This is a genomic window from Ruegeria sp. ANG10 (assembly GCF_040705255.1).
In the GTDB taxonomy this organism is placed as follows: Bacteria; Pseudomonadota; Alphaproteobacteria; order Rhodobacterales; family Rhodobacteraceae; genus Ruegeria.
Window position 1 is genome coordinate 67,316 of record NZ_JBFCVU010000001.1, and the last position, 19,205, is coordinate 86,520.

At 53.3% G+C, this 19,205-nt stretch carries 21 protein-coding genes; 14 read left to right on the top strand and 7 right to left on the bottom strand.

The features are described from left to right. Positions 1 to 506 precede the first annotated feature (506 nt). Complete coding sequence (locus AB1A64_RS00435) at positions 507 to 1,319, top strand: nucleotidyltransferase domain-containing protein (RefSeq protein WP_366549580.1); 813 nt, start codon at positions 507 to 509, stop codon at positions 1,317 to 1,319. 332 nt (positions 1,320 to 1,651) lie between these two features. On the opposite strand, the gene AB1A64_RS00440 is transcribed toward AB1A64_RS00435, so the two are convergent. After that, on the bottom strand, positions 1,652 to 1,993 hold the full coding sequence (locus AB1A64_RS00440; RefSeq protein ID WP_366549581.1) for a helix-turn-helix domain-containing protein: 342 nt from the start codon (positions 1,991 to 1,993) through the stop codon (positions 1,652 to 1,654). 145 nt (positions 1,994 to 2,138) lie between these two features. Between AB1A64_RS00440 and AB1A64_RS00445 the strand changes: the two genes are divergently transcribed. The 4 genes from AB1A64_RS00445 to AB1A64_RS00460 all read left to right on the top strand — a co-directional run bounded on the left by AB1A64_RS00445 (position 2,139) and on the right by AB1A64_RS00460 (position 4,348). Continuing rightward, the gene (locus AB1A64_RS00445; protein WP_366549582.1) at positions 2,139 to 2,537 is read left to right on the top strand and encodes a nuclear transport factor 2 family protein; all 399 of its coding nucleotides are present in this window, start codon (positions 2,139 to 2,141) and stop codon (positions 2,535 to 2,537) included. Positions 2,538 to 2,691: 154 nt separating this feature from the next. Beyond that, a complete protein-coding gene (locus AB1A64_RS00450; RefSeq protein WP_366549583.1) occupies positions 2,692 to 3,195 on the top strand; it encodes a nuclear transport factor 2 family protein in 504 nt (167 codons plus the stop codon). 101 nt (positions 3,196 to 3,296) lie between these two features. Further along, entirely contained in the window at positions 3,297 to 3,917 is a 621-nt protein-coding gene (locus AB1A64_RS00455; RefSeq protein WP_366549584.1) for an NAD(P)H-dependent oxidoreductase, read from the top strand. Positions 3,918 to 4,003: 86 nt separating this feature from the next. Next, positions 4,004 to 4,348, top strand: coding sequence for a TfoX/Sxy family protein (locus tag AB1A64_RS00460; RefSeq protein WP_366549585.1), 345 nt, complete (start codon positions 4,004 to 4,006; stop codon positions 4,346 to 4,348). Here the strand turns inward: AB1A64_RS00460 and AB1A64_RS00465 are convergent. Beyond that, positions 4,337 to 4,669 (bottom strand): helix-turn-helix domain-containing protein, encoded by a 333-nt coding sequence (locus AB1A64_RS00465; RefSeq protein ID WP_366549586.1) that lies wholly within the window; start codon positions 4,667 to 4,669, stop codon positions 4,337 to 4,339. The two genes, AB1A64_RS00460 and AB1A64_RS00465, sit on opposite strands and share 12 nt — an antisense overlap. Before the next feature lie 162 nt (positions 4,670 to 4,831). Between AB1A64_RS00465 and AB1A64_RS00470 the strand changes: the two genes are divergently transcribed. Both AB1A64_RS00470 and AB1A64_RS00475 read left to right on the top strand, forming a co-directional pair. Further along, positions 4,832 to 5,251, top strand: coding sequence for a nuclear transport factor 2 family protein (locus AB1A64_RS00470; RefSeq protein WP_366549587.1), 420 nt, complete (start codon positions 4,832 to 4,834; stop codon positions 5,249 to 5,251). 103 nt (positions 5,252 to 5,354) lie between these two features. Further along, positions 5,355 to 6,338: an NADPH:quinone reductase gene (locus tag AB1A64_RS00475; RefSeq protein WP_366549588.1), complete on the top strand. Its 984-nt coding sequence runs from the start codon at positions 5,355 to 5,357 to the stop codon at positions 6,336 to 6,338. 303 nt (positions 6,339 to 6,641) lie between these two features. Here the strand turns inward: AB1A64_RS00475 and AB1A64_RS00480 are convergent, their stop codons facing one another. Beyond that, on the bottom strand, positions 6,642 to 7,727 hold the full coding sequence (locus tag AB1A64_RS00480) for an ABC transporter substrate-binding protein (protein WP_366549589.1): 1,086 nt from the start codon (positions 7,725 to 7,727) through the stop codon (positions 6,642 to 6,644). Between the two features lie 111 nt (positions 7,728 to 7,838). Further along, positions 7,839 to 8,741 (bottom strand): LysR family transcriptional regulator, encoded by a 903-nt coding sequence (locus AB1A64_RS00485; protein WP_366549590.1) that lies wholly within the window; start codon positions 8,739 to 8,741, stop codon positions 7,839 to 7,841. A gap of 83 nt (positions 8,742 to 8,824) precedes the next feature. Between AB1A64_RS00485 and AB1A64_RS00490 the strand changes: the two genes are divergently transcribed. Further along, on the top strand, positions 8,825 to 9,307 hold the full coding sequence (locus tag AB1A64_RS00490; protein ID WP_366549591.1) for a luciferase family protein: 483 nt from the start codon (positions 8,825 to 8,827) through the stop codon (positions 9,305 to 9,307). A 126-nt stretch (positions 9,308 to 9,433) separates the two neighbouring features. Here the strand turns inward: AB1A64_RS00490 and AB1A64_RS00495 are convergent, their stop codons facing one another. Both AB1A64_RS00495 and AB1A64_RS00500 read right to left on the bottom strand, forming a co-directional pair. Beyond that, positions 9,434 to 9,913 (bottom strand): hypothetical protein, encoded by a 480-nt coding sequence (locus tag AB1A64_RS00495; protein WP_366549592.1) that lies wholly within the window; start codon positions 9,911 to 9,913, stop codon positions 9,434 to 9,436. A 136-nt stretch (positions 9,914 to 10,049) separates the two neighbouring features. Next, a complete protein-coding gene (locus tag AB1A64_RS00500; protein ID WP_366549593.1) occupies positions 10,050 to 11,036 on the bottom strand; it encodes an alpha/beta hydrolase in 987 nt (328 codons plus the stop codon). Positions 11,037 to 11,153: 117 nt separating this feature from the next. Here AB1A64_RS00500 and AB1A64_RS00505 point away from each other — a divergent pair, with 117 nt between their 5' ends. From AB1A64_RS00505 to AB1A64_RS00520, 4 genes are all read left to right on the top strand, one after another. Then, positions 11,154 to 11,756, top strand: a complete 603-nt coding sequence (locus tag AB1A64_RS00505; RefSeq protein WP_366549594.1) for a TetR/AcrR family transcriptional regulator C-terminal domain-containing protein — start codon at positions 11,154 to 11,156, stop codon at positions 11,754 to 11,756. Positions 11,757 to 11,913: 157 nt separating this feature from the next. Continuing rightward, a complete protein-coding gene (locus AB1A64_RS00510; RefSeq protein ID WP_366549595.1) occupies positions 11,914 to 13,461 on the top strand; it encodes an amidohydrolase family protein in 1,548 nt (515 codons plus the stop codon). Between the two features lie 219 nt (positions 13,462 to 13,680). Next, positions 13,681 to 14,088 carry a sugar dehydrogenase complex small subunit gene (locus AB1A64_RS00515; RefSeq protein WP_366549596.1) on the top strand — a complete coding sequence of 136 codons (408 nt, stop codon included), beginning with the start codon at positions 13,681 to 13,683 and terminating at the stop codon, positions 14,086 to 14,088. Positions 14,089 to 14,143: 55 nt separating this feature from the next. Beyond that, complete coding sequence (locus AB1A64_RS00520) at positions 14,144 to 15,742, top strand: GMC family oxidoreductase (RefSeq protein WP_366549597.1); 1,599 nt, start codon at positions 14,144 to 14,146, stop codon at positions 15,740 to 15,742. 443 nt (positions 15,743 to 16,185) lie between these two features. On the opposite strand, the gene AB1A64_RS00525 is transcribed toward AB1A64_RS00520, so the two are convergent. Then, complete coding sequence (locus AB1A64_RS00525; RefSeq protein WP_366549598.1) at positions 16,186 to 16,395, bottom strand: DUF1127 domain-containing protein; 210 nt, start codon at positions 16,393 to 16,395, stop codon at positions 16,186 to 16,188. 325 nt (positions 16,396 to 16,720) lie between these two features. On the opposite strand from AB1A64_RS00525, the gene AB1A64_RS00530 reads away from it, so the two are divergent. After that, positions 16,721 to 16,876, top strand: coding sequence for a DDE-type integrase/transposase/recombinase (locus tag AB1A64_RS00530; RefSeq protein ID WP_366550236.1), 156 nt, complete (start codon positions 16,721 to 16,723; stop codon positions 16,874 to 16,876). Positions 16,877 to 17,615: 739 nt separating this feature from the next. Continuing rightward, complete coding sequence (locus tag AB1A64_RS00535; RefSeq protein WP_366549599.1) at positions 17,616 to 19,166, top strand: class I adenylate-forming enzyme family protein; 1,551 nt, start codon at positions 17,616 to 17,618, stop codon at positions 19,164 to 19,166. Positions 19,167 to 19,205: the final 39 nt, after the last annotated feature.

The following is a 19,205-nucleotide window of genomic DNA, read 5'->3' on the forward strand; positions in this document are numbered from 1 at the left end:
CGGGTCAATCCGGCTCTTGCGGGATTGTGGATACCTTAAGCAGGTAAAGCTGCGAAACCCGGACACGCAGCATTATCGTTGCTACATCACTGAAGAGAGTATTCAGGCTTTTGAAAAACACTATGTAACGCTGGGACAAATGGCAGAGCAGTTTGAGATCGCCGCGATCCATTTGGGTCCGGCACTGGATCGCAGAGAAGTTGAGACAATCCCCTGCGAGGCTGGGTTTGTTCGTGCGTACCCGAACGAGACACGGGACGTGGTTCGGGAACTAGCGACCAGAGTGACGAGTTAATCTGACTTGGTGGTCTCGACGGATATTTGAACCAGTGCGCGGCGGAGTTGGCCAGATGCTCTACCGCGCATGCTCACCAACAATAGTAAGGTTTGGGACATGATAATGCCGCCTCCGACGGCCATAGTTCCGCGATTTCTTCCCTAGGTCCTGTTGACAAAAACTATGTTGTAACATCCCAGATGGCTGTCTTGACACCACGAGAAACACGATGACCCGTCCAACTTTCACCTCTAGCGTTTCGCCTGAGATCGAGCAGGTCATCCAATCTAAGCTTACCGCTTTAGAAGCGGATTATGATGTCCGAGTGTTGTTCGCCATTGAAAGCGGCAGCCGCGCATGGGGTTTCCCGTCTCCCGACAGTGATTACGATGTACGCTTCATCTATGTACATCGGCCAGCCTGGTATCTGAGTATTGAGCCCGGTCGCGATGTCATCGAACTGCCCATTGAGGGCGATTGGGACATAAACGGGTGGGATATTCGCAAAGCGCTTGGTTTGTTGATCAAACCTAACCCTGTGATGTTGGAATGGTTATCCAGTCCTATCAGGTACAGATGGAATGACGCGATATGCGAACAGCTGATTGCTTTCGCAGCCAAGACAACCTACGGCGAAGCCTGTCTGCACCACTATCGCAACCTGGCACAGAAACAGTGGGACAAGCATGTTGGTGAGAGCCAGGAGGTGAGCTTCAAAACGTATTTCTACATGCTGAGACCCGCCTTGGCGATCTCCTGGATCAGGCAGATACCCGACGCGCCACCGCCGATGAACTTGCATGATCTCATTAAAGATCAGGAACTTTCTCCCAACCTACTCGGGCATATTGACGAGTTGTTGGCGCTGAAAAGCAAAACCAAGGAAATGGGCCGTGGGCAGCGCATAGCGATCATTGACGATTTCATACAAGATCAAATGGCGTGGGCAGCCGTGGTGAAAAAGAACGAAGATCGCCTCGATCTCATCGCCGAGGGTAATAATTTGCTGAGGCACATCGTTAAGAAATTTGCCGAGGTTTGAAATGCCAATATCGAAGGCATGTGACAGCAGATCGGGCGTTCAACGAGAGACCGGTGCATATAACACCCAAACTGCGATGTGCAGGGGCTTTTATCCAAGGCCTTCCCTCCTAGAACCCAAAACCTGACACTTATGCGGGACGCGGCGAATGTCTCAAAGGAGCCCAAGGCGGTCATTGCTGTTTCTCGCTGCGTGCGCTCGCAGCACAGAGGTCGCCACCATCGCGGAAAATCAACATCACCCAATCGAGGGAAGAGCGGTCATTGGTTGTCGGCACTGGAAGGTTGATTGCACATTTCTTAGATCGTTGGCAATGAGACCCCCTTCGAAGCTCAGGAAGCTAAAGCTTGTTGCCGTTGTGTGCCCCATCTGCTCATCTCAGCCAAGATCGGGTAAAGCGTCTCGCCATCATGGGTGAGGGAGTATTCGACCCGAACAGGCACTTCGGGGAAGACCTCGCGATGCACGAGCCCATCCGCTTCCAATTCGCGAAGAGATCGCGTCAACATACGATCTGAAGCATAGGATACTAGGCGCTGAAGCTCTGAGTAGCGCTTTGCCCCCACCATCAGATGGAATAGCAACACAGGTTTCCATTTGCCGCCGATCAACCCAACGGCGAACTCCACTGGACAGTCCTCCGAGCTGGTTTCCGAGTCAAAATTGAATGGCATTCATTGCGCCTCCATAAGGTGCACTTACATATTTGTCAGTAGCTTACACATCCGCATGTAGATAGCTGTCTAGCGGATTGCTACCTGTGATCATGACACATTCATATGAGTCGCTCAACACACCTCACTTTCGAAGGAGAAAATCATGACAGAACGCAAAATTGCTGAGCGCCCGCATCAGATTGTTGAACGCGTCGCAGAGTTTATGGCAGCCGGAGACCTGGAAGGCGTGGTTTCCATGTTCCACCCAGATGTGCGCATCGCAATGGACCCCGACAATGCTGAGCCTATTCAGGGCCACGACGCGGTGCGTGAAATCTTTGCAGGTCCTTGCGAAGCCCGCGTGATCCTCAAAGGCAGCGTTTCCGGTGAAATGATCAATGGTGACCACGCTATCCTTCAGGGCGAATGGACCATGGAAGGCCAGGACGGCACCCCAATGGGCGGCGGCACCTCTACAGAGGTCGTCAAGCAGCTCCCCAACGGTGGCTGGACCTACTTCATCGACTGCCCGATCAGCGTACCAAAGCCGGTTCGCAGGTAACCGCCCCCCTCTCAATCCGGGATATGGCTCGCGCTAACCTTGATGCATGGCTCATTGCCTTCCTCCGTGAACCAAAGGCCAGCTTCATAACCGGCACCGCCATCAAAGTTGAAGGCGGTTTCAAACTCTAATCAGTGTGAAAGGAGAATATGCAATGACCATGCCAAAACTATCTATGACACGGCGCGACGCAATTTCGGCTCTAGGTGCCGCAGCATTTGCAGGAGCAACCGGAACGACTGCACTGGCGCAATCTGCCCCAACAACACGCAAAATCGCAGTACGCCCTCACCAGATTGTCGAGCGCGTCGCGGAATTTATGGCAAACAGAGACCTCGAAGGCGTGGTTTCCATGTTCCACCCAGATGTCCGCATCGCACTGGATCCCGACAACGCTGAGCCGGTTGTCGGCCACGACGCAGTGCGCGAGATTTTCGCCGGTCCGTGTGAAGCTCGCGCCATCCTCAAAGCCCGCGTTACCGGCGAGATGATCAATGGCGACATGGCGCTCCTTCAGGGCGATTGGACCATGGAAGGCCAGGACGGCACGCCTATGGGTGGCGGCACCTCGACAGAAGTCGCCAAGCAGCTTCCTAACGGTGGCTGGACCTACTTCATCGACTGCCCGATCAGCGTGCCTAAGCCGGTCCGCGGCTAACCACCACTCACAATCCGAGGCACGGGGCGGGCAAGCGCGCAATCGCGCTTGCCCGAACAGCCTCGTCATCTGGATTGCCAAACCTTGAAAGGACAACAACAATGAGCACCCTTCTTGTAATTGATACAAGCCCAAATCCAACGTCTGTTTCCCGTCAACTCACTGAGAAGTTTGTCTCTGAATGGAAAAAAGCCAATCCTGACGGAACTGTGCTGCGCCAGAATGCTGGCGCAAACCCTCCTGTCCATCTTGATGGTGAATTGATTCAAGCATTGCTTCGCAACCCCGAAACTCTGAACGATTATCAGTCAAAGGCCGTAAAAGCCTCTGATTCCACGATAGAGCAGTTACACCAGGCGGACATGATCGTGATTGCTGCTCCCATGCACAACTTCACGATATCCAGCGGATTCAAAACATGGATTGACCATGTTTCCAGGGCAGGCAAAACATTTGGCTTCAGCGAGAAAGGTCCCGAAGGACTTTTGAAAGATAGACCTGTCTATGTCATTTCGGCACGCGGTGGAGACTATGGCGACGGAGCTGCGGATAATCCACACCCGGCGGATTTTCAATCCGGATATGTACGCCATATTTTTGCGTTCATGGGTATTCAGTCGGTCAATATCATTGCCGCAAATGGCCTGGATATGGGCGATGAGCCGCGTGCTGCTGGGATCGATGCGGCGGAGCAAAAAATTCAAGCCGTTTTCGCGGCATAAGCTCTAACCCCCCGGAGGATCTGTGGTGTTGAACGCTCTAAGGGGCAGAGGCGACACTACAGATCCCACTTACAAAGCCGCAACCGATGCAATCCGATTTCTACGAAGACTTATTCGCACCATTTGGAAACATCACTACGCTGAAAATGTTTGGTGCGGGCGGCATCTATTGTGATGGGCTTTTCTTCGCAATCGTCGCAGATGACGAGCTGTGGTTGAAAGCTGATGCTGAAACTCTGGCCGCATTCAAAGAAGCTGGCGCTGAGCAGTACGTCTATCCACTGCAGAAAAAACCTGTGCCACTACCTTATTACCGCGCCCCAGACGACATCTTTGATGATGAAGATAGCTTGCACCTTTGGACGCGACGGGCGCTTGAAGCTGCGTTGCGAAATAGAAAACCGCCTAAGAAAAGCAGCTCAGGCGCTTAATCGTTTTTCGCCCCATTTGCTCATCTCAGCCAGGATTGGATAAAGTGCCTTCCCATCCGTGGTGAGGGAGTATTCGACCCGAACAGGGACTTCAGGGAAGACTTCACGATGCACAAGCTCATCGGCCTCCAATTCGCGAAGAGATCGCGTCAACATACGATCTGACGCATGGGGCACGAGGCGCTGAAGCTCAGAGAAACGTTTTGCACCCGGCATGAGATGAAACAGCAAGATCGGCTTCCATTTGCCACCAATCATACCCACAGCAAATTCCACGGGGCACGCCTCGATAGGGGTGTCTAATTCCAAGTCATATGACATTCATCAAGTCTCCGCTGAAACCACTCACATAAGTGTAAGTAGCACACAAGCCTGCATGTAGAAAGCATTTTCGCAGATTGCTATTTTGATGATGAAACGGCGACGTGAGTCGCACTTGCACCGCATCTGACCTTCGTCAGGTCTAAGAATAGAAAGGTCTTCATGTTGGATAACACAGAACTCGACAAGGTGCGCGCAAACCTGGACACGTGGATGACGGCGTTCAACGCCAAGGATATTGATGCGCTCTTCACGCTCTACGATCCAGAAAGCATCTATGCCAATGCCGGGGCGGCTTTGATGCGCGGTGTTGATCAGATTAAGCCTTGGTATCAACAGGCATTCGAAATGGTCGAAGGCACATTGCACCACAAAGAAGAGGCGGCCTTTATCGAAGGCAATATGGCACTTCTATTGGGCGCTTACTACTTCGAGCCACCCGCCGGTGTCACGCCACCAGAAGATGCGCATCTGACCGGGCGTGTGGCGCTTGCCTACCGCCGCAACGATGCCGGTGAGTGGAAGTTGTTGTTTGACATGGACAACACGCCGCCTGACGTAACACCCGAAGATTTTTCTTAACTACCACCCCCTCACTATCCGAGACATGAGGCGGGCAAGTGCGAAACAGCACTTGCCCGGACAGCCTTGTCATGCGGATTGCACAACCTTGAAAGGAAGAGAGATGAAAGCCGCGATATATCAGCAAACAGGCTCGGCTGCGGACGTTTTGAAGATAGTTGATTGGGACAAGCCTGCACCCGCTGACGGGCAAGTTCTGGTCAAACTACACGCCTCTGGCGTAAACCCAACAGACACCAAGACCCGCGCCGGGATTTTCCCAATCCAGGGTGAGTGGTCTCACGTGATGCCGCACCATGATGGTGCTGGTGTGATCGAAGCTGTGGGCGCGGGTGTCTCCAAAGATCGGATTGGCCAGCGGGTTTGGCTGCACTCCGTACAATGGGGCGGTGCGGATGGAACGGCAGCAGAATACGCCGTCACACCGGAAGAGAATGCCGTTGTGCTACCGGACAACGTATCATTTGCGGCCGGAGCAACCTTCGGCGTTCCTCTGCTCACAGCCTATCATGCGGTTACGATGGATGGACCGGTTGCCGGGAAAACTCTTCTGGTGCAGGGCGGCGCAGGTGCCGTTGGCAACTACGCAATCCAGATTGCCAAGCAAAAAGGGGCAACGGTGATCGCAACAGTCAGTTCATTGTCCAAGTCCTATTCAGCTGAAGCGGCGGGAGCAGATCATGTAATCAATTACAAAAAAGAAGATCTCGTCTCACGCATCCAGGAACTAACGAATGGGTTGGGCGTCGACCACATCATTGAAGTCAACCTTGGCGCCAACGCAACGCTTCTGCCGGGTCTCATCAAAAATGGCGGTTTTGTTGCTGCTTACGGGTCTGACGACTTTGAGGCAGCATTCCCTATGGTCGGTGCTGTTATCCAACAGATGCGGTTCGGCTTCTTCATCGTCTTCATGCTTCCACGCGCTGTGATCAACGCGGCAACGGACGATCTGACCAAAATGCTCGAAGCCAATCAGATCAGTGCACCCATCCATGCGAACTTCCCTTTGGAGCAAATTGCACGAGCCCACGATACCGTTGACGCAAAGTCTACCGTCGGGAACGTTGTCGTATCTCTGAGCTAGGCAAAGGAATGCTGCGTCAGCAATAGCTGCAGCTGCTTGAGTCCGGTTTGTCCCGCGAGGCTGCCTTTCGTACTTGTTCCACTGAACGGCCATCACTCAACCAGAGATCGCTTCACATAACACCCCTTCAGCGATGTTCTCACTTTGTTGTGGCGTTGCCAATCATCCAGGGGTTGCAGAAAACTGCCATTCGAGACACGGTTCGAAGACTTCCGCTATGCGGGACAAACTCGACTTTCCAAGGCGAAACGTCAATGTCTGCTGTGGCGTGGGGCAGAACCATGCCCCACACTTGCACAACAATCACTCAGGCTTGATTGAGTAGTCCAGATCAATGGCTTCGGGTCCATGTGCGGGGCCGATCAGCTGGCGCATTTGATCGCGGAAACGCTCCACCATGGGGCGTTTCAACATCCATCGGTGGAAGTCGCCCGGTGATGTGTTGTGGCGCAGAACTGAGCCGTAGTCGCCCGGCGCATCGATATCCATACGCACGGGAAACTGAAGCCAAGTGCCCTGCATCTCTTCGGACAACATCCAGTTCAGATACAATTTTGCTGCGGCTTTGTTTTTGGCTTGGGTTGGAATGCCGGCGCTTTGGAACCAAGTCAGGAAGTAGTCCTTCTTTGGCAGCATGAATTCAGTGTTCAAGCCCGGAAAGCTTTCAAACGCCCAGAATGTTGTGAAACTCGCCGCGTACCAGCCGTTGTTGATGGCGTGGTAAGGCATTGCGGTGCCGCGTGTCCAGACCGGCTTCTGCGCCACCAGCTTTTCCAGATAGTCCCAGCCATACGCCTCCTTGAGGTTCCAGAACTGATAGAGCACAGCGTCATCATCATGGGGATAGGTCAAAATGATCCGCCCCTTCAGACTTGGATCAAGGTAATCCAAGGCATCCCTAGGTGGGTTCTCAGGGTCCACCATGTCGAGGTTTACGTAGTTGCTGAACGTCACGCCATAAAGACCCGTCCAACGGCCGTGTGGGTCTTTGTGATCTGGATAGACTTTATCCCAATTCGCCGGTTTGTAGGCTTCGAGAAGCCCACGCTCCATGTAGTAATTGAAATCATGCAAGGTCTGGAATTGGATCACGTCCGGTATGTTCTGCTCACCACCTGCAGCGCGAGCATTGTCGAAACGTGGGGCATGGTTGATGCTAACATCCACGCTATGGGTCACCTTGAGTTCTGGGAACCGCGCTTTGAAGCGATCAAGATAGTAATCGATCTGCGTTGGCTCATCACCACCAGCGCGCAGAACGAACTCACCACCTTCGGCCAAGGCGTCGGCGTAAAGTTCATGGAGCGTTCTGGTTTCGATATCCAAAGCATGCGCGGTCCCGGCAAAAAGACCGAGGCTCAATGCGATTGCAGCCCTTGTGATAGACATTGGGGTCCTCCTTTTTGAACACTGCCAAAAAGGTGGGTTGCATGAGCGCAGATAGAATCCCCAAAGCACGCAAGCGACATTTGCAAAATGACACAGATATGCTCGGGATTCTTATGGTGTCCCCAAGACATCGTCGGTGATGTGTCGTGTCGCAAAATCGTAGAAGGCGTTCACCCTTGCACTGCGTCGAACATCTGGATGGGCTAAGAGCCATAGATTCCAGTTGGCGCTGCGATCCGGGTCGTGCACACGCACGAGATCTTTGTGCTTTTCGCCGAGATAGCACGGCATTGCAGCGATCCCGAAGCCATATTTCACCATGTCGAATACGCTCATCATTGTGTTAACAACAGTGGATTTCGCGTCTTCATTTTTTCGGCGTTGCGTGATTTTGCTCATCGGGGATTGGTTCAGGTCGTCGCCAAGCATGACCCAGTGATGAGTTTCGTCGTGATTGTTTTTAATAACCTGCCAATAGTCGCGGTGCGCATAGGTTGCAAAAGAAAGTTCTGCCAGTTTTCGACCCACCCAGTGTTCAGGCGGTGCGTTGGTCGGCCTAAGCGCGATATCCGCATCCCGCTGCATCAAGTCCAGGGCACGTACATCTGATAAAAGACGAAGTTCAACACTCGGGTGTGCCTGCTGGAACTTGGCAAACACCGGTGTAAGGCAATGAAGCAGCGAGTCTGTTGTCGTGACCGTCAATTGGCCTTCAAGACGCAAATCTTGCCCGCCTAAGTCTCGCTCAATCTGATCCATTCCTTCGCAAAGAAGGATCGCACGCTCGTAAAACCGCTCCCCGGCCGTTGTCATGACATAGCCGCGTGCAAGGCGCTTAAATAATCGGACGCCCAAACGCGCTTCCACCGCCTCAATTCGACGGAACACGGTCGAATGGTTGACACCCAATAGCCGTGCAGCACCGGACAGGCTACCGGCCTCACACACCGACAAAAGGAAGGGCATATCCGCCCATTCCAGATTTTGATCTGCCCGAGATCTCTGTGCTTTCATGCAAAGCTCACTTGCAGTTTTTCGCAGTTACTTTGCCAGGATACACGCTTAACTTTGACCCATGCAACTGAATGGAGCAAATAATGAGCACGCCTTTGACCTTACCTAAACGTTCTGGCCCGCTTCCCGAAACACAGGGTCAACTCCCTCATTCGCAGCTGACCCAGCACGGCCCAGACGAGATCATTGACGCGCTTCATGCATGGTGTTTTGCGCTACCGAACGTCAACAAAGAAGACAGCGGAATATCCGTCCCGGGATCGCGCGCCCTTGTTTTGCACGATGGTGTTTCCGGAAACCAAGCCGCCTTTATGATCGGGCGAGAGTTTGCTCACATCCACCCGAAGCCGGACAATGGAAGCATGCACCTCGTTTTGCCGGTCGAAGATGTGGCCGAGGTTAAACGGACAGGTTGGGGTGAAGACCACTATTTGGTGACACAAGGGCAATGGCCGATCGGTCTGGTGATGATCTACTCACCCCGTGATGAAGATGAATTGGATACTGCAAAAAAGATCGTCGCGCGGTCTTATGAATTTGCGACGGGTCAAGGAGTGGCTGTTTGATAGCCGTCATTCGTTTGAGACGCTGTGTATGCGAAATTTGGGCTCGGTGCTGTCATTCGCTTGATTCAACTGACCGTCGGCTATGCGGGACAAACCTCCATTTCGCTGCGTCTGCGCCAATGGCTGCTATAGAACCGCCAATGTGATTTCCATCGTGCTTTTCTGTGCCCTCGGCTCAATGCTTCCCATCAGCAGGAAGCTTGCCCCGATCTTGCGAAGAGCCTCTGCATATGCCTGATCAACCGCTGGAATGATCTGGTCGTAGTCCTTTGGCTTGCGGGCGTTGATATTGGCGATGGTGTTGTCCAGACGAACTTGCCCTTCCGGGTTGGACGGAAACACATCACGCCATGAGCGTTGCGAGAATTGGTATTGGCGGCAGAACACGCGGTTTTCTACGGTGACGAACATCAGCCGGATGAAGCGGTGTTCATAGCCCGCACGGATTTCGTGGTGGAAGGTCTTTTCGACCAGCCGTACCAAGTCTGTCTGTGTACTAGGTGTTGGAGCCGCCTTGAAGAGCGCCCGCTTCAGGGGATTGGTCGCATAGTTCCAGAGGAGCTTGGGCAGCCCGAGGATGACCTGAAGTGTCGATGGTTGTTTCATTTTTCGGCCTCATGGGCGGGAAGAGGCGGGCCAGAGAAGCCCGCCCCAAAGGCGGCAAGGTAGTGATACCATTTCATTGATCTCATCTTTCCGGATTGAAGTTCGGGCGGGTTTCGGTCCGCCCGAACCGAGTGCATTATTTGAAGTATGCATCAGCGGCCGCGATCACCTGATCAACGTACTGGTCACGGTCATAGAGGTCGACATGCGTTGCGCCTTTGATCACTACCCGCTTCTTCGGGCCGCGCTTGGACCAATGGAACAGCCAAGAGAAGATGCGCGTGCTGGCTTTCGATCCGTGAATAGTGATCGCCGGTGTCCGCAAGTACTTCGCGATAGAGCGCGCGCTGTGGCGTGCGTTGTCTTCAACGAAGAACTCTGGCGTTAGATGGGTGTAGTTGGGGTTGGTCATGGCCCCAGCACGCTCCGTCATGTAGTAGTCATAACCTTCGAGCTGATCTTGAATCTTTGAGTTTTTGGCCGTGCCGTCATCCATTCCCAAGGCGTCGAAAGGGACAGCTTCACCGGATTCGTACCACTTCTGCCGAGCTTCGTTTGCCCCGTGCAGCATGGCGGCCGTCTTCTTGCGACCATTGGCTGTGAAGTGAACAAAGGTGTTCATCAACATGCCGCCCACAAGCGCAACTTTCTTCAAACGCTTGTCGGTCATAGCCGTCATGGCAATATGCGTCGCACCAGCACAAACGCCGACTCCAAAGAGCCTTTCGCGGTCAACAAAGCCTTGCATGGAAAGGAAGCTGATCGCGTCTTGAATGCCTTCAATCTTGGCAGGTGTGTATTCGTAGTGGCGGATGAAGCCTTCGCTATCGCCATAACCTTGGTGGTCAAAGGCAAGAGCGACGTAGCCTTGCTTCGCGAACTTGCGGCCATAGACGGCACAGGTCTGTTCTTTCACCTGTTGAAAAGCGCCGGTCAGAACGACAGTTGGATATGTGCGCGCAGGATCAAAGTTCTCCGGCAGGAAGAGCAGTCCAGCCAGCATGATATCCCCACCCATCGTCTTTGAGACGAAAGTGACTTTGTTGTCGCCAGCTTTCAGCGTGGTCGCATCCAACGGCTGCGGGATGATGGTCCGGTTTTCTGATTTCGGTGTGTCGAGCATGTCTTTGGTTCTTTCGGGTTGGTCGGCCTCTTGGCCTTGCAAAAGTAAATTATACAGTTTACTTATGGCGCGAGATCAGAAATGTAAACACGTATTCTTACTTTTGGGCTGACAATCGTGAAACGCACTGAAAAGAAACGAAAAGATATCATCGACGCTGCGGTCGAAGAATTCCGTACGTACGGGTTTGAGGGTGCTCGCACTACGCGAATCGCTCAAGCTGCGAGTGTTTCGAGTCGCACACTCTACAACCACTTCCCGACGAAGGAGGCGTTGTTCGACGAAATCGTTGAAATTATTATCGCCGAGACCGGTGCCATCAGCTCCGAGCCATTCGATCCAAAGAAACCTGTACGGGAACAGCTCATCAAGAGCCTTGAGGATTACATCGCGGCCATAACGGATGAGCGGTATCTGGGTCTCAATCGCATGGCGATGACAGAGTATCTACGAGACTTGGAACTGGCACGGCGTGTGTTTGCCCGCGCCGAGATGAGCAATAACCCGGTGCGCTCCATCGTGGCTGCTGCCGTGAAGTCGGGACAGCTCAAAAACGTAAAACCTGACTACGCAACGGAACTCCTTACTGCGGGCGCAAAGGCGTTCTTCTTCTGGCCGAAGTTTCTTGTCGGTGCGGAAAGCTTGGATGGGTCGGGCAAGATCATTGAAGAGTGCGTCGACATGTTCTTGTCCAAGTATCGGGCAGATACCAAAACCTGACATTCAATCGCCGTGCAGCATTCGGCAAAATGGGCTCTAAGCGGTCGTTCGACGAGTTCAGATGAACGACCGCAGTGCGAACTAAACAGACTTAGGCAAAGTATTGAATTGATCTGTTCCTTGATCGCCGTACGCTGGAGACACGGAGGATCAGGTCATGTACCGCACATTCGTTTCTGCAATTTTTGTGGCCATTGCCACGACCTGCTCTGCGCAGGACTACGAAATAGTCATAACGAACGGTCGGGTTATCGATCCAGAGACAGGTTTGGACTCCATCCGAAATCTAGGGATAACTGGCAGCGAAATTGTCGCCATTTCCGAGTTCGCTATGGAAGGTTCGTTGGAGATCGATGCAACTGATCTTGTTGTAGCGCCGGGGTTCATCGATTTGCATGCACACGGCATGAACTTGGGCGATATGCGCATGCAGGCGATGCAAGGCGTAACAACCGTTCTGGAATTGGAGTCCGGTATCCTCCCTATTGCAGATTGGTATGCAGAAATGGAACGGCAGCAGACACCGCTGAACTATGGGGCGTCTGCGGCTTGGACGTTTGGCCGAATAGCTGCGTTCACAGGTAAAGGGCCTGTTGCCGAACTATCCTATTTTCAAGATGCGCAGAGGTTCGACGATTGGAAAACAGAAATCGCCGATCCGCTTCGTATGGTGGAGTTGTTGGACTTAGTTGAGCAAGGATTGAAAGAGGGGGCATTGGGTATAGGCGTTAACGCAGGATACGCGCCTGGATACGGTCAAAAAGAGTACTTTGCTTTGGCGAATATGGCCGCCGACTACGGCGTGGCCACCTATACGCACGTGCGATACGCTTCGAATTTGGAACCGCAGGGGTCTTTTGAGGCAATAAAAGAACTGATTGCGAACGCCGCGCTTACAGGCGCACACATGCATATCTGTCATATCAACAGTTCTTCATTGGAAGACATCCACGCCACCCTTGATTTGGTTGAACGTGCGCGGGCTCAAGGCATTAACATCACGGTAGAGGCCTATCCTTATGGCGCCGCGAACACCGTTGTAGGAGCCGCGATGTTCTCAGGCGACGGATGGCGAGAACGCATGAGCTCTACGGCTCAGAACTTTCAATTGGGCGCAGATCGCATGACAGAAGAGGAGCTCGCCGAATACCAGGACAACGAGCCGGGAACCTTTGTCACATGGCATTTTCTGGACGAGAACGATCCGGAAGCGCTCACTCTGTTGGATGCATCCGTTACCCACCCAGCAGTCATGATTGCGTCGGATGCGGTGTTCTGGTCCTACTTCGACGAAAGCGGGGCTGTTCTGAATTATGAAGGTGGTGATTGGCCACTTCCCGACAATGTATTTAGTCACCCGCGGTCGGCTGGAGCGTTTACCAAAATCCTTCGATCTTATGTGCGCGAACGAGGCTTATTGTCACTGGAGGAGGCAATTCGCAAGATGTCCTTGATGCCAGCTCAAACACTGGAGGACTTCGTTCCACAAATGAGAAAGAAAGGGCGCCTGCAAGTTGGAATGGATGCTGACGTTGTCGTCTTTGACCCCAAGACAGTAGCGGATCTAGCCACCTACGAAAACGCAAACCAACCCGCTGTTGGGGTGCAAGCCGTTCTCGTAAACGGCACGTTAGTCGTTGGTGATGGTGTCCTGGTGTTGGACGCTAACTCAGGTGAAGCGATACGCCGCGGGGTTCAAAAATAACATGACTGGTTTGGGCTCGATGCAGACATTCGCATAAATTTGCTGAGTGTCTGCAACGCGGACAAAACAGACATTCGAGTGAGAACATTGAATGTCTGGATTTCCTTTGACGCATACGAGTTAAAGCTTCAGTGCTTCTTCGAAGCTTTCTATGCGGACCATCCGCAATTATAGTGAGTGAGATGACGCATTGTGGCGATTGTATCTAACGGAGGCTCGATGGTATTGCTTGGCCGACGTGGCTTTGTGTTCTGTGGGGTGGTAGTCTTGGCTTCGTGGAGCGGGCTGCGCCTACATGCTGCGCCGAGCATTGATGCCAATGGCTTTCTGGCGCTATCGAAAAAGCTGTTGCAGCGCGAAAATCTGGACGCTGAAGCCGCTGCGAAGTTTTTGCAAGGTTTCTTGGCAATGGGTGATGAGGAGGCCCTGAATGCTCTTGCAGAGGGTCTGCCGCAACCGGAGCTTGAGGAAAGAATCCTCGTTGCTTGGTACACGGGGCTGTCCCCCGATCCCTCAAATCCCGAAGCGGTGACCTACGGGTCTGCGCTGGTATGGCAAGCCATGTCCTATACAAAAGCACCCGGGTTCTGCGCTGTTGAAGATTGGAGCGAGGCTCCCGTGCTCTAAGCGCAATGAAAGGAGAAGCCCCGTCGCTACTGCGGTCGATATCGAAGCGGACATTTTGGTCATCGGCTCTGGCGTCGCCGGGGCTCTTACGGCGTCTGAGCTGGCGTCTCAGGGCCTGCGCGTCGTAATTTTTGAGACAGGTCCGCGTATCGAACGCGGTGACGCCTACGACAAGTTCCGGAGCGCTGCCGTGAAAGACTTGGCCAGCCCTTATCCCGCAGGAGCAGCCCCATCTTACAAAAACGACGCGGGACAAGAGACGATTTACCGCCAGACTGGCCCGCAGTCATTCCAATCAGACTATCTCAAGGCGGTGGGCGGTACCACTTGGCATTGGTTGGGCAGCATCCCAAGGTTCCTGCCGCAAGACTTCAAGCTCCAAACGACCTATGGGTTGGGAGAGGATTGGCCGCTTAGTTACGAGGCATTGGAACCCTATTATGGGTGGGCAGAGCGCGAGTTAGGGGCGTCCGGCGACAGTGAGAATGATCGCGGTTCGCCACGTACTACCCCATATCCAATGCCGCCGATCCCGCAGTCCCACCTTGACCAGAAAGTTGCGGCGGCACTGACGGGCAGCCGCTATGAGTTTTTGGCCGCACCACAGGCTCGAAATTCCATCTCTCGTGACGACCGGCCCACCTGTTGCGGTAGCGCATCCTGCATCCCGATTTGCCCGGTGCAGGCCAAATATGATGCGACGGTCCATGTTGCCAAAGCCGAAGCCGCCGGTGCGGTCCTTTTTCCTGAGACAACGGCGACGATGCTTCATCTTGATGAGGCTGGGACTCTCAAGACGGTCGAGTTTCGGCGTTCTAACGGCACCAGCGGCCACGCGCGTGCGAAGATTGTCGTCCTCGCCGCCAACGGAATCGAAACGCCGAGGCTGATGCTGAACTCTGCGCAAGAGGGTGCCCCCGGTGGACTGGCCAACTCGTCCGATCTGGTTGGCCGAAATCTGATGGACCATCCGGTGAAACTCAGCTGGGCCATGGCGCCGGAGCCCATATGGCCATTCCGAGGTCCGCTCATCACCTCAACCTGTGACACACTGAGAGACGGGACGTTTCGCACTGATCACGCCGCGCTTTTGATTGAAATTGGCAACCAAGGACAGGCTTGGTCTAAGAACGCCCCTGTCTCAAATGTGAAGCATCTCATTTCTCAGGGTTTGAGGGGCGCAGCGTTGGATCAGGCAATCTTTGACGCAACCTCGCGACAAATCGAGATATCTTCCATGGTCGAACAGCTGCCGATCCCTGAGAACCGTGTGACCTTGGATCTAGACCGTCGTGACGAAAACGGGATGCCCGAAGTCAGTATCCATTTCAGCATCGACCCCTACACCCAAGCCGGGCTCAAAGCGGCTGAAGCTGCGCACACAGACATCTTTAGCGCGATGAACGCGTCAGAAATTGGCCACGATCCCGAGGCAAAAGGTGCGGGCCACATTATGGGCACAGTGCGGATGGGAACTGATCCAAAGAACGCGGTGTTGGATCAAGATTTACGCAGCTTTGATACCCGTAATCTTTTCGTCGTGGGGTCTGCTGTTTTTCCCACTGGCGGCACGGCCAACCCGACACTGACACTTGCGGCCTTGGCGCTGCGGGCATCGGAAGCCATCTCGGCACAACTGGCTCAAATGGATTAGAGTCGACTCGCCGACGTCTTTAACCTGCTTTCCAAGATGTTTTTCTGTGCTGGTTACCCGTCTCTGGTTTTCGGCGTATTAGTGCCCAACAAACTACCAGCGACCTGTGTTTTCAGGATCCGCTCGGTTCCACCACTGATTGTGAACATACTCACATCGCGATACATGCGCTCGATTGGCTCCTGCGCCCCATATCTCCCGCTTGACGGCCCCATTTGACGTGACAACATCACCCCAACTTGAGTTGTCCCTATTGTTTGGACCCGTGGAGTGTAAACCGATGACGCTTGTAGCTGGTTAACGATGATTTCATCGATGTCACCTACGTCCAACTTCGGGCATGAGCAATCGAACCCTAGTTTATGTGACAACAACTGCGCCCGTCCTATTGATAAGTATCAAGTGGATCTAGTGACCAACATGAGTGTCGTTCCAACAGTTCATCAGTCTCCAAAATGGTGCCGATGCAGTTTTTGTTCCAAGTCGATTCGGCAGTAGCCGAGATCAAGCAGTTCCCGATCCGTCATCCGCATCAATTCACGTCGTTGTCTATTATACTCTGCGCGCTTGGCGCGCTCGGCTTTTCTTTCCTCCGGAGTGGAAAAAAAACGTGAAAAAAACCCACCTTGGGTCGTTGTATCAGCATAAGCCATTTGCACTTCCTCCTCACTGAAAATGTCTTCGTGAACTGTTATATGGGCGGCGGGAAGGAACCATTCCTGAAGAGAATATTAACTTCGGTTCAGCTTTGGAGTTGCCAACTTGATTGCGCATTTACAGTGAGCTAGGCGCGGGTATGAAGATCCCAGCCGAGATGTCGCCTCAATGGTCTCCGGGTTCTACGCAACAACTTTTCTAAAGCGGTTTGGTCTTGCAACCGCATTGCGTTGAGTACGGCAGACGTGAAGGGCCTATTGGCTTCGAGGGGCGAAATCGTCAGTTGGGAAACCCTATGGCTTGGGGTCAACCGATTTGGCCGTGATTTGGCCGCTGCATCAAGCGCAATCGGTCGGGTTCAGCCTACAATGGCATCTGGACGAAGTTGTTATCCCAATTGACGGTGAGAATTACTGGCTCTGGCGAGCGGTTTATGTGAATGGAATTCTACTCGACAAGCTGGTACAAAAGCAGTGAAACGCCTATGCCGCCAAGCGCTTAATGAGGCGATTGATCACCGGGTTTAGAGTGCCACACCTTATCAGCACCGATAAGTTACGCAGTTTCTCCAAAACGGCTCGCGATTTGGCATTGCTCGCCGACCGCTGGGCGCACAAGGGACTCAATAATCAGATCGACTATGCCCATGAATTGACAACCTGACGAAAAAGGCGCTGCCTTTCCTCAATCATTCTCCAACAAGTTGGTAATGCCTTCATCATAGAAAGCCCTGCCTTGAATAGGAAAGCCGGAACGTCCGTTAAAGCAAGAACACGCGGCTCCAGGATGTTCAGGACCAGGTAAAATGCAGTATCCTTCTAGTACCACGCAAATGTTGGCAGGGGGGCCAGGATTAGGAATAGGACCCAGAGGACCGGGAAAGAAGGGGCCTATCGATTGACATTCCGGTCTGAAACAATCCTCATTTTTGCTATGAGGAACGAGTTCCTGCGCTCCTGATGAGAAGGCTGTGAGGGTCAGCAGAATAGCTATTGGCAAAGCTGGAGTCATTGCAGAGTTCGCGAATTCCCTTTTAAAACTGCCGCAATAATTGCGCATTTCCATATTGGAGTCACATCTTGTCCCCAGACTTCGGTAAACCTGGACAGGGACCCGCTCGCTGCGCCAGAATAGAATAGCTAGCGTTCTGACTAATTTCGGACAGATTGCAGGAGTTTTTGCGCCCATTCAAAAACGAAAAGAGTTATTAAGCACAATGCCTATTCTCGGTGGTCCGCTCAAAAATGTCGTCTCGTTGGAAAACCTGCTTGATGCTGGCTTGGCGACTAGGCCGGACTCAAAGGCTGTGGTATCGCTGCAGCAGACATGGACCTTTCGTGAGTTGGAGCGGGCCAGCGACAACCTGTGCACTCAGTATCTCGATCGCGGCTTGAAGGCAGGTGATTGCATCGCCTCTCTTATGCCGAACCGCGGCGCGCTTCTTGTGCACTATGTCGCGTGTTTCAAAGCTGGTCTGATTGCCGTGCCACTCAATTATCGAAACACGCCGGTCGAGATCGAACATGCGCTTGAAGCGAGCGGCGCAAAGTTCGTGTTTTTTCATGCAGAACGTGAGGCGGACGTCATCGAGGCAACTAAGTCTCTCGAGATGGCGGGGTTTTTGAGCTTTGAATGGCAAGGCAAAAGTCCCTACCCGGTTTTTGAAGACTGGATCAATGAGCGAGCTAATGCGGCGATACCGACAAATCATCCAACCCACGCCCCGGTGTTCATGCTATTTACATCAGGCAGCACCGGCCCCGCCAAAGGTGTCACGCATAGTCGGCAATCGATGTCCTACATTTTTGCAAGCGGTGGCGCTGGATTCGAAATGACGAGCGAGGACCGGGTCCTACCCGGTTCATCCCTCTCACACATTGGCGGTATCCTTTTTTCCTTCTCTGTGCTGTCGCTCGGAGGTCAGGCCATAGTCGCTCGCTCCTATGGGGCCGATGAAATCGTTCCTCTGCTGCGTAAGGAAGAACCAACCGTCTTGTGCATGTTGCCCTGCGCGCTCTTCAACCTGATCCGGGATGGACATGCGACGCATGAAGACTTTTCGTCGCTCAGACTGGTACGCTCCGGAAGCGACAAGGTTCCGTTCGAACTCGAGAGTGAATTTCTGGCACTGACGGGCATCCCGATAGACGAAGGATATGGCTGTTCCGAGACGGGAATGGCAACTATGAACCCGCCTTCCGCTCGGATCATCCCTGGCTCGGCCGGTCGTCCGGTGCCAGGCTGTGACATCTCAATCCGCGACGAGAACGGCAACGAAGTCCCCCCAGGCGAACCCGGTGTTGTTTGGATGCGGACAAATAGCCGAATGCTTGGGTACTGGCGTGACCCAGAGGCTACGGCAAGCGTTTTTGATGGCGACTGGTTCGACAGCGGCGATATTATGCATGCGGACGAAGACGGCTACATGTACTTTCGTGGCCGCAAGAAGCAGATCATCATACACAACAGCCTGAACATTTTCCCACAAGAGGTCGAAGATGCGCTTCTACTACACCCTAGCGTTGCCTTTGCCGGGGTGATTGGTGTGCATGACCTAGTACATGGAGAGAACGTGCGTGCTTATGTCGTGCCCAAACAGGGTGCCGTGCCGAGTGACCTTGAACTGATCGCCTTCGCACGAGAACAGATAGGTTATAAGGCACCCGAAGAGATCAGGTTTCTTGAAGATATGCCCCTGAATCCCACCGGTAAGGTTGACCGAGTGACCTTGAAACGAATGGCAGAAGAAGCGCACGATCACAGCTAGGGGTAAAAGCGACAACGGAACCCTGTCTGTAGAGTGTCC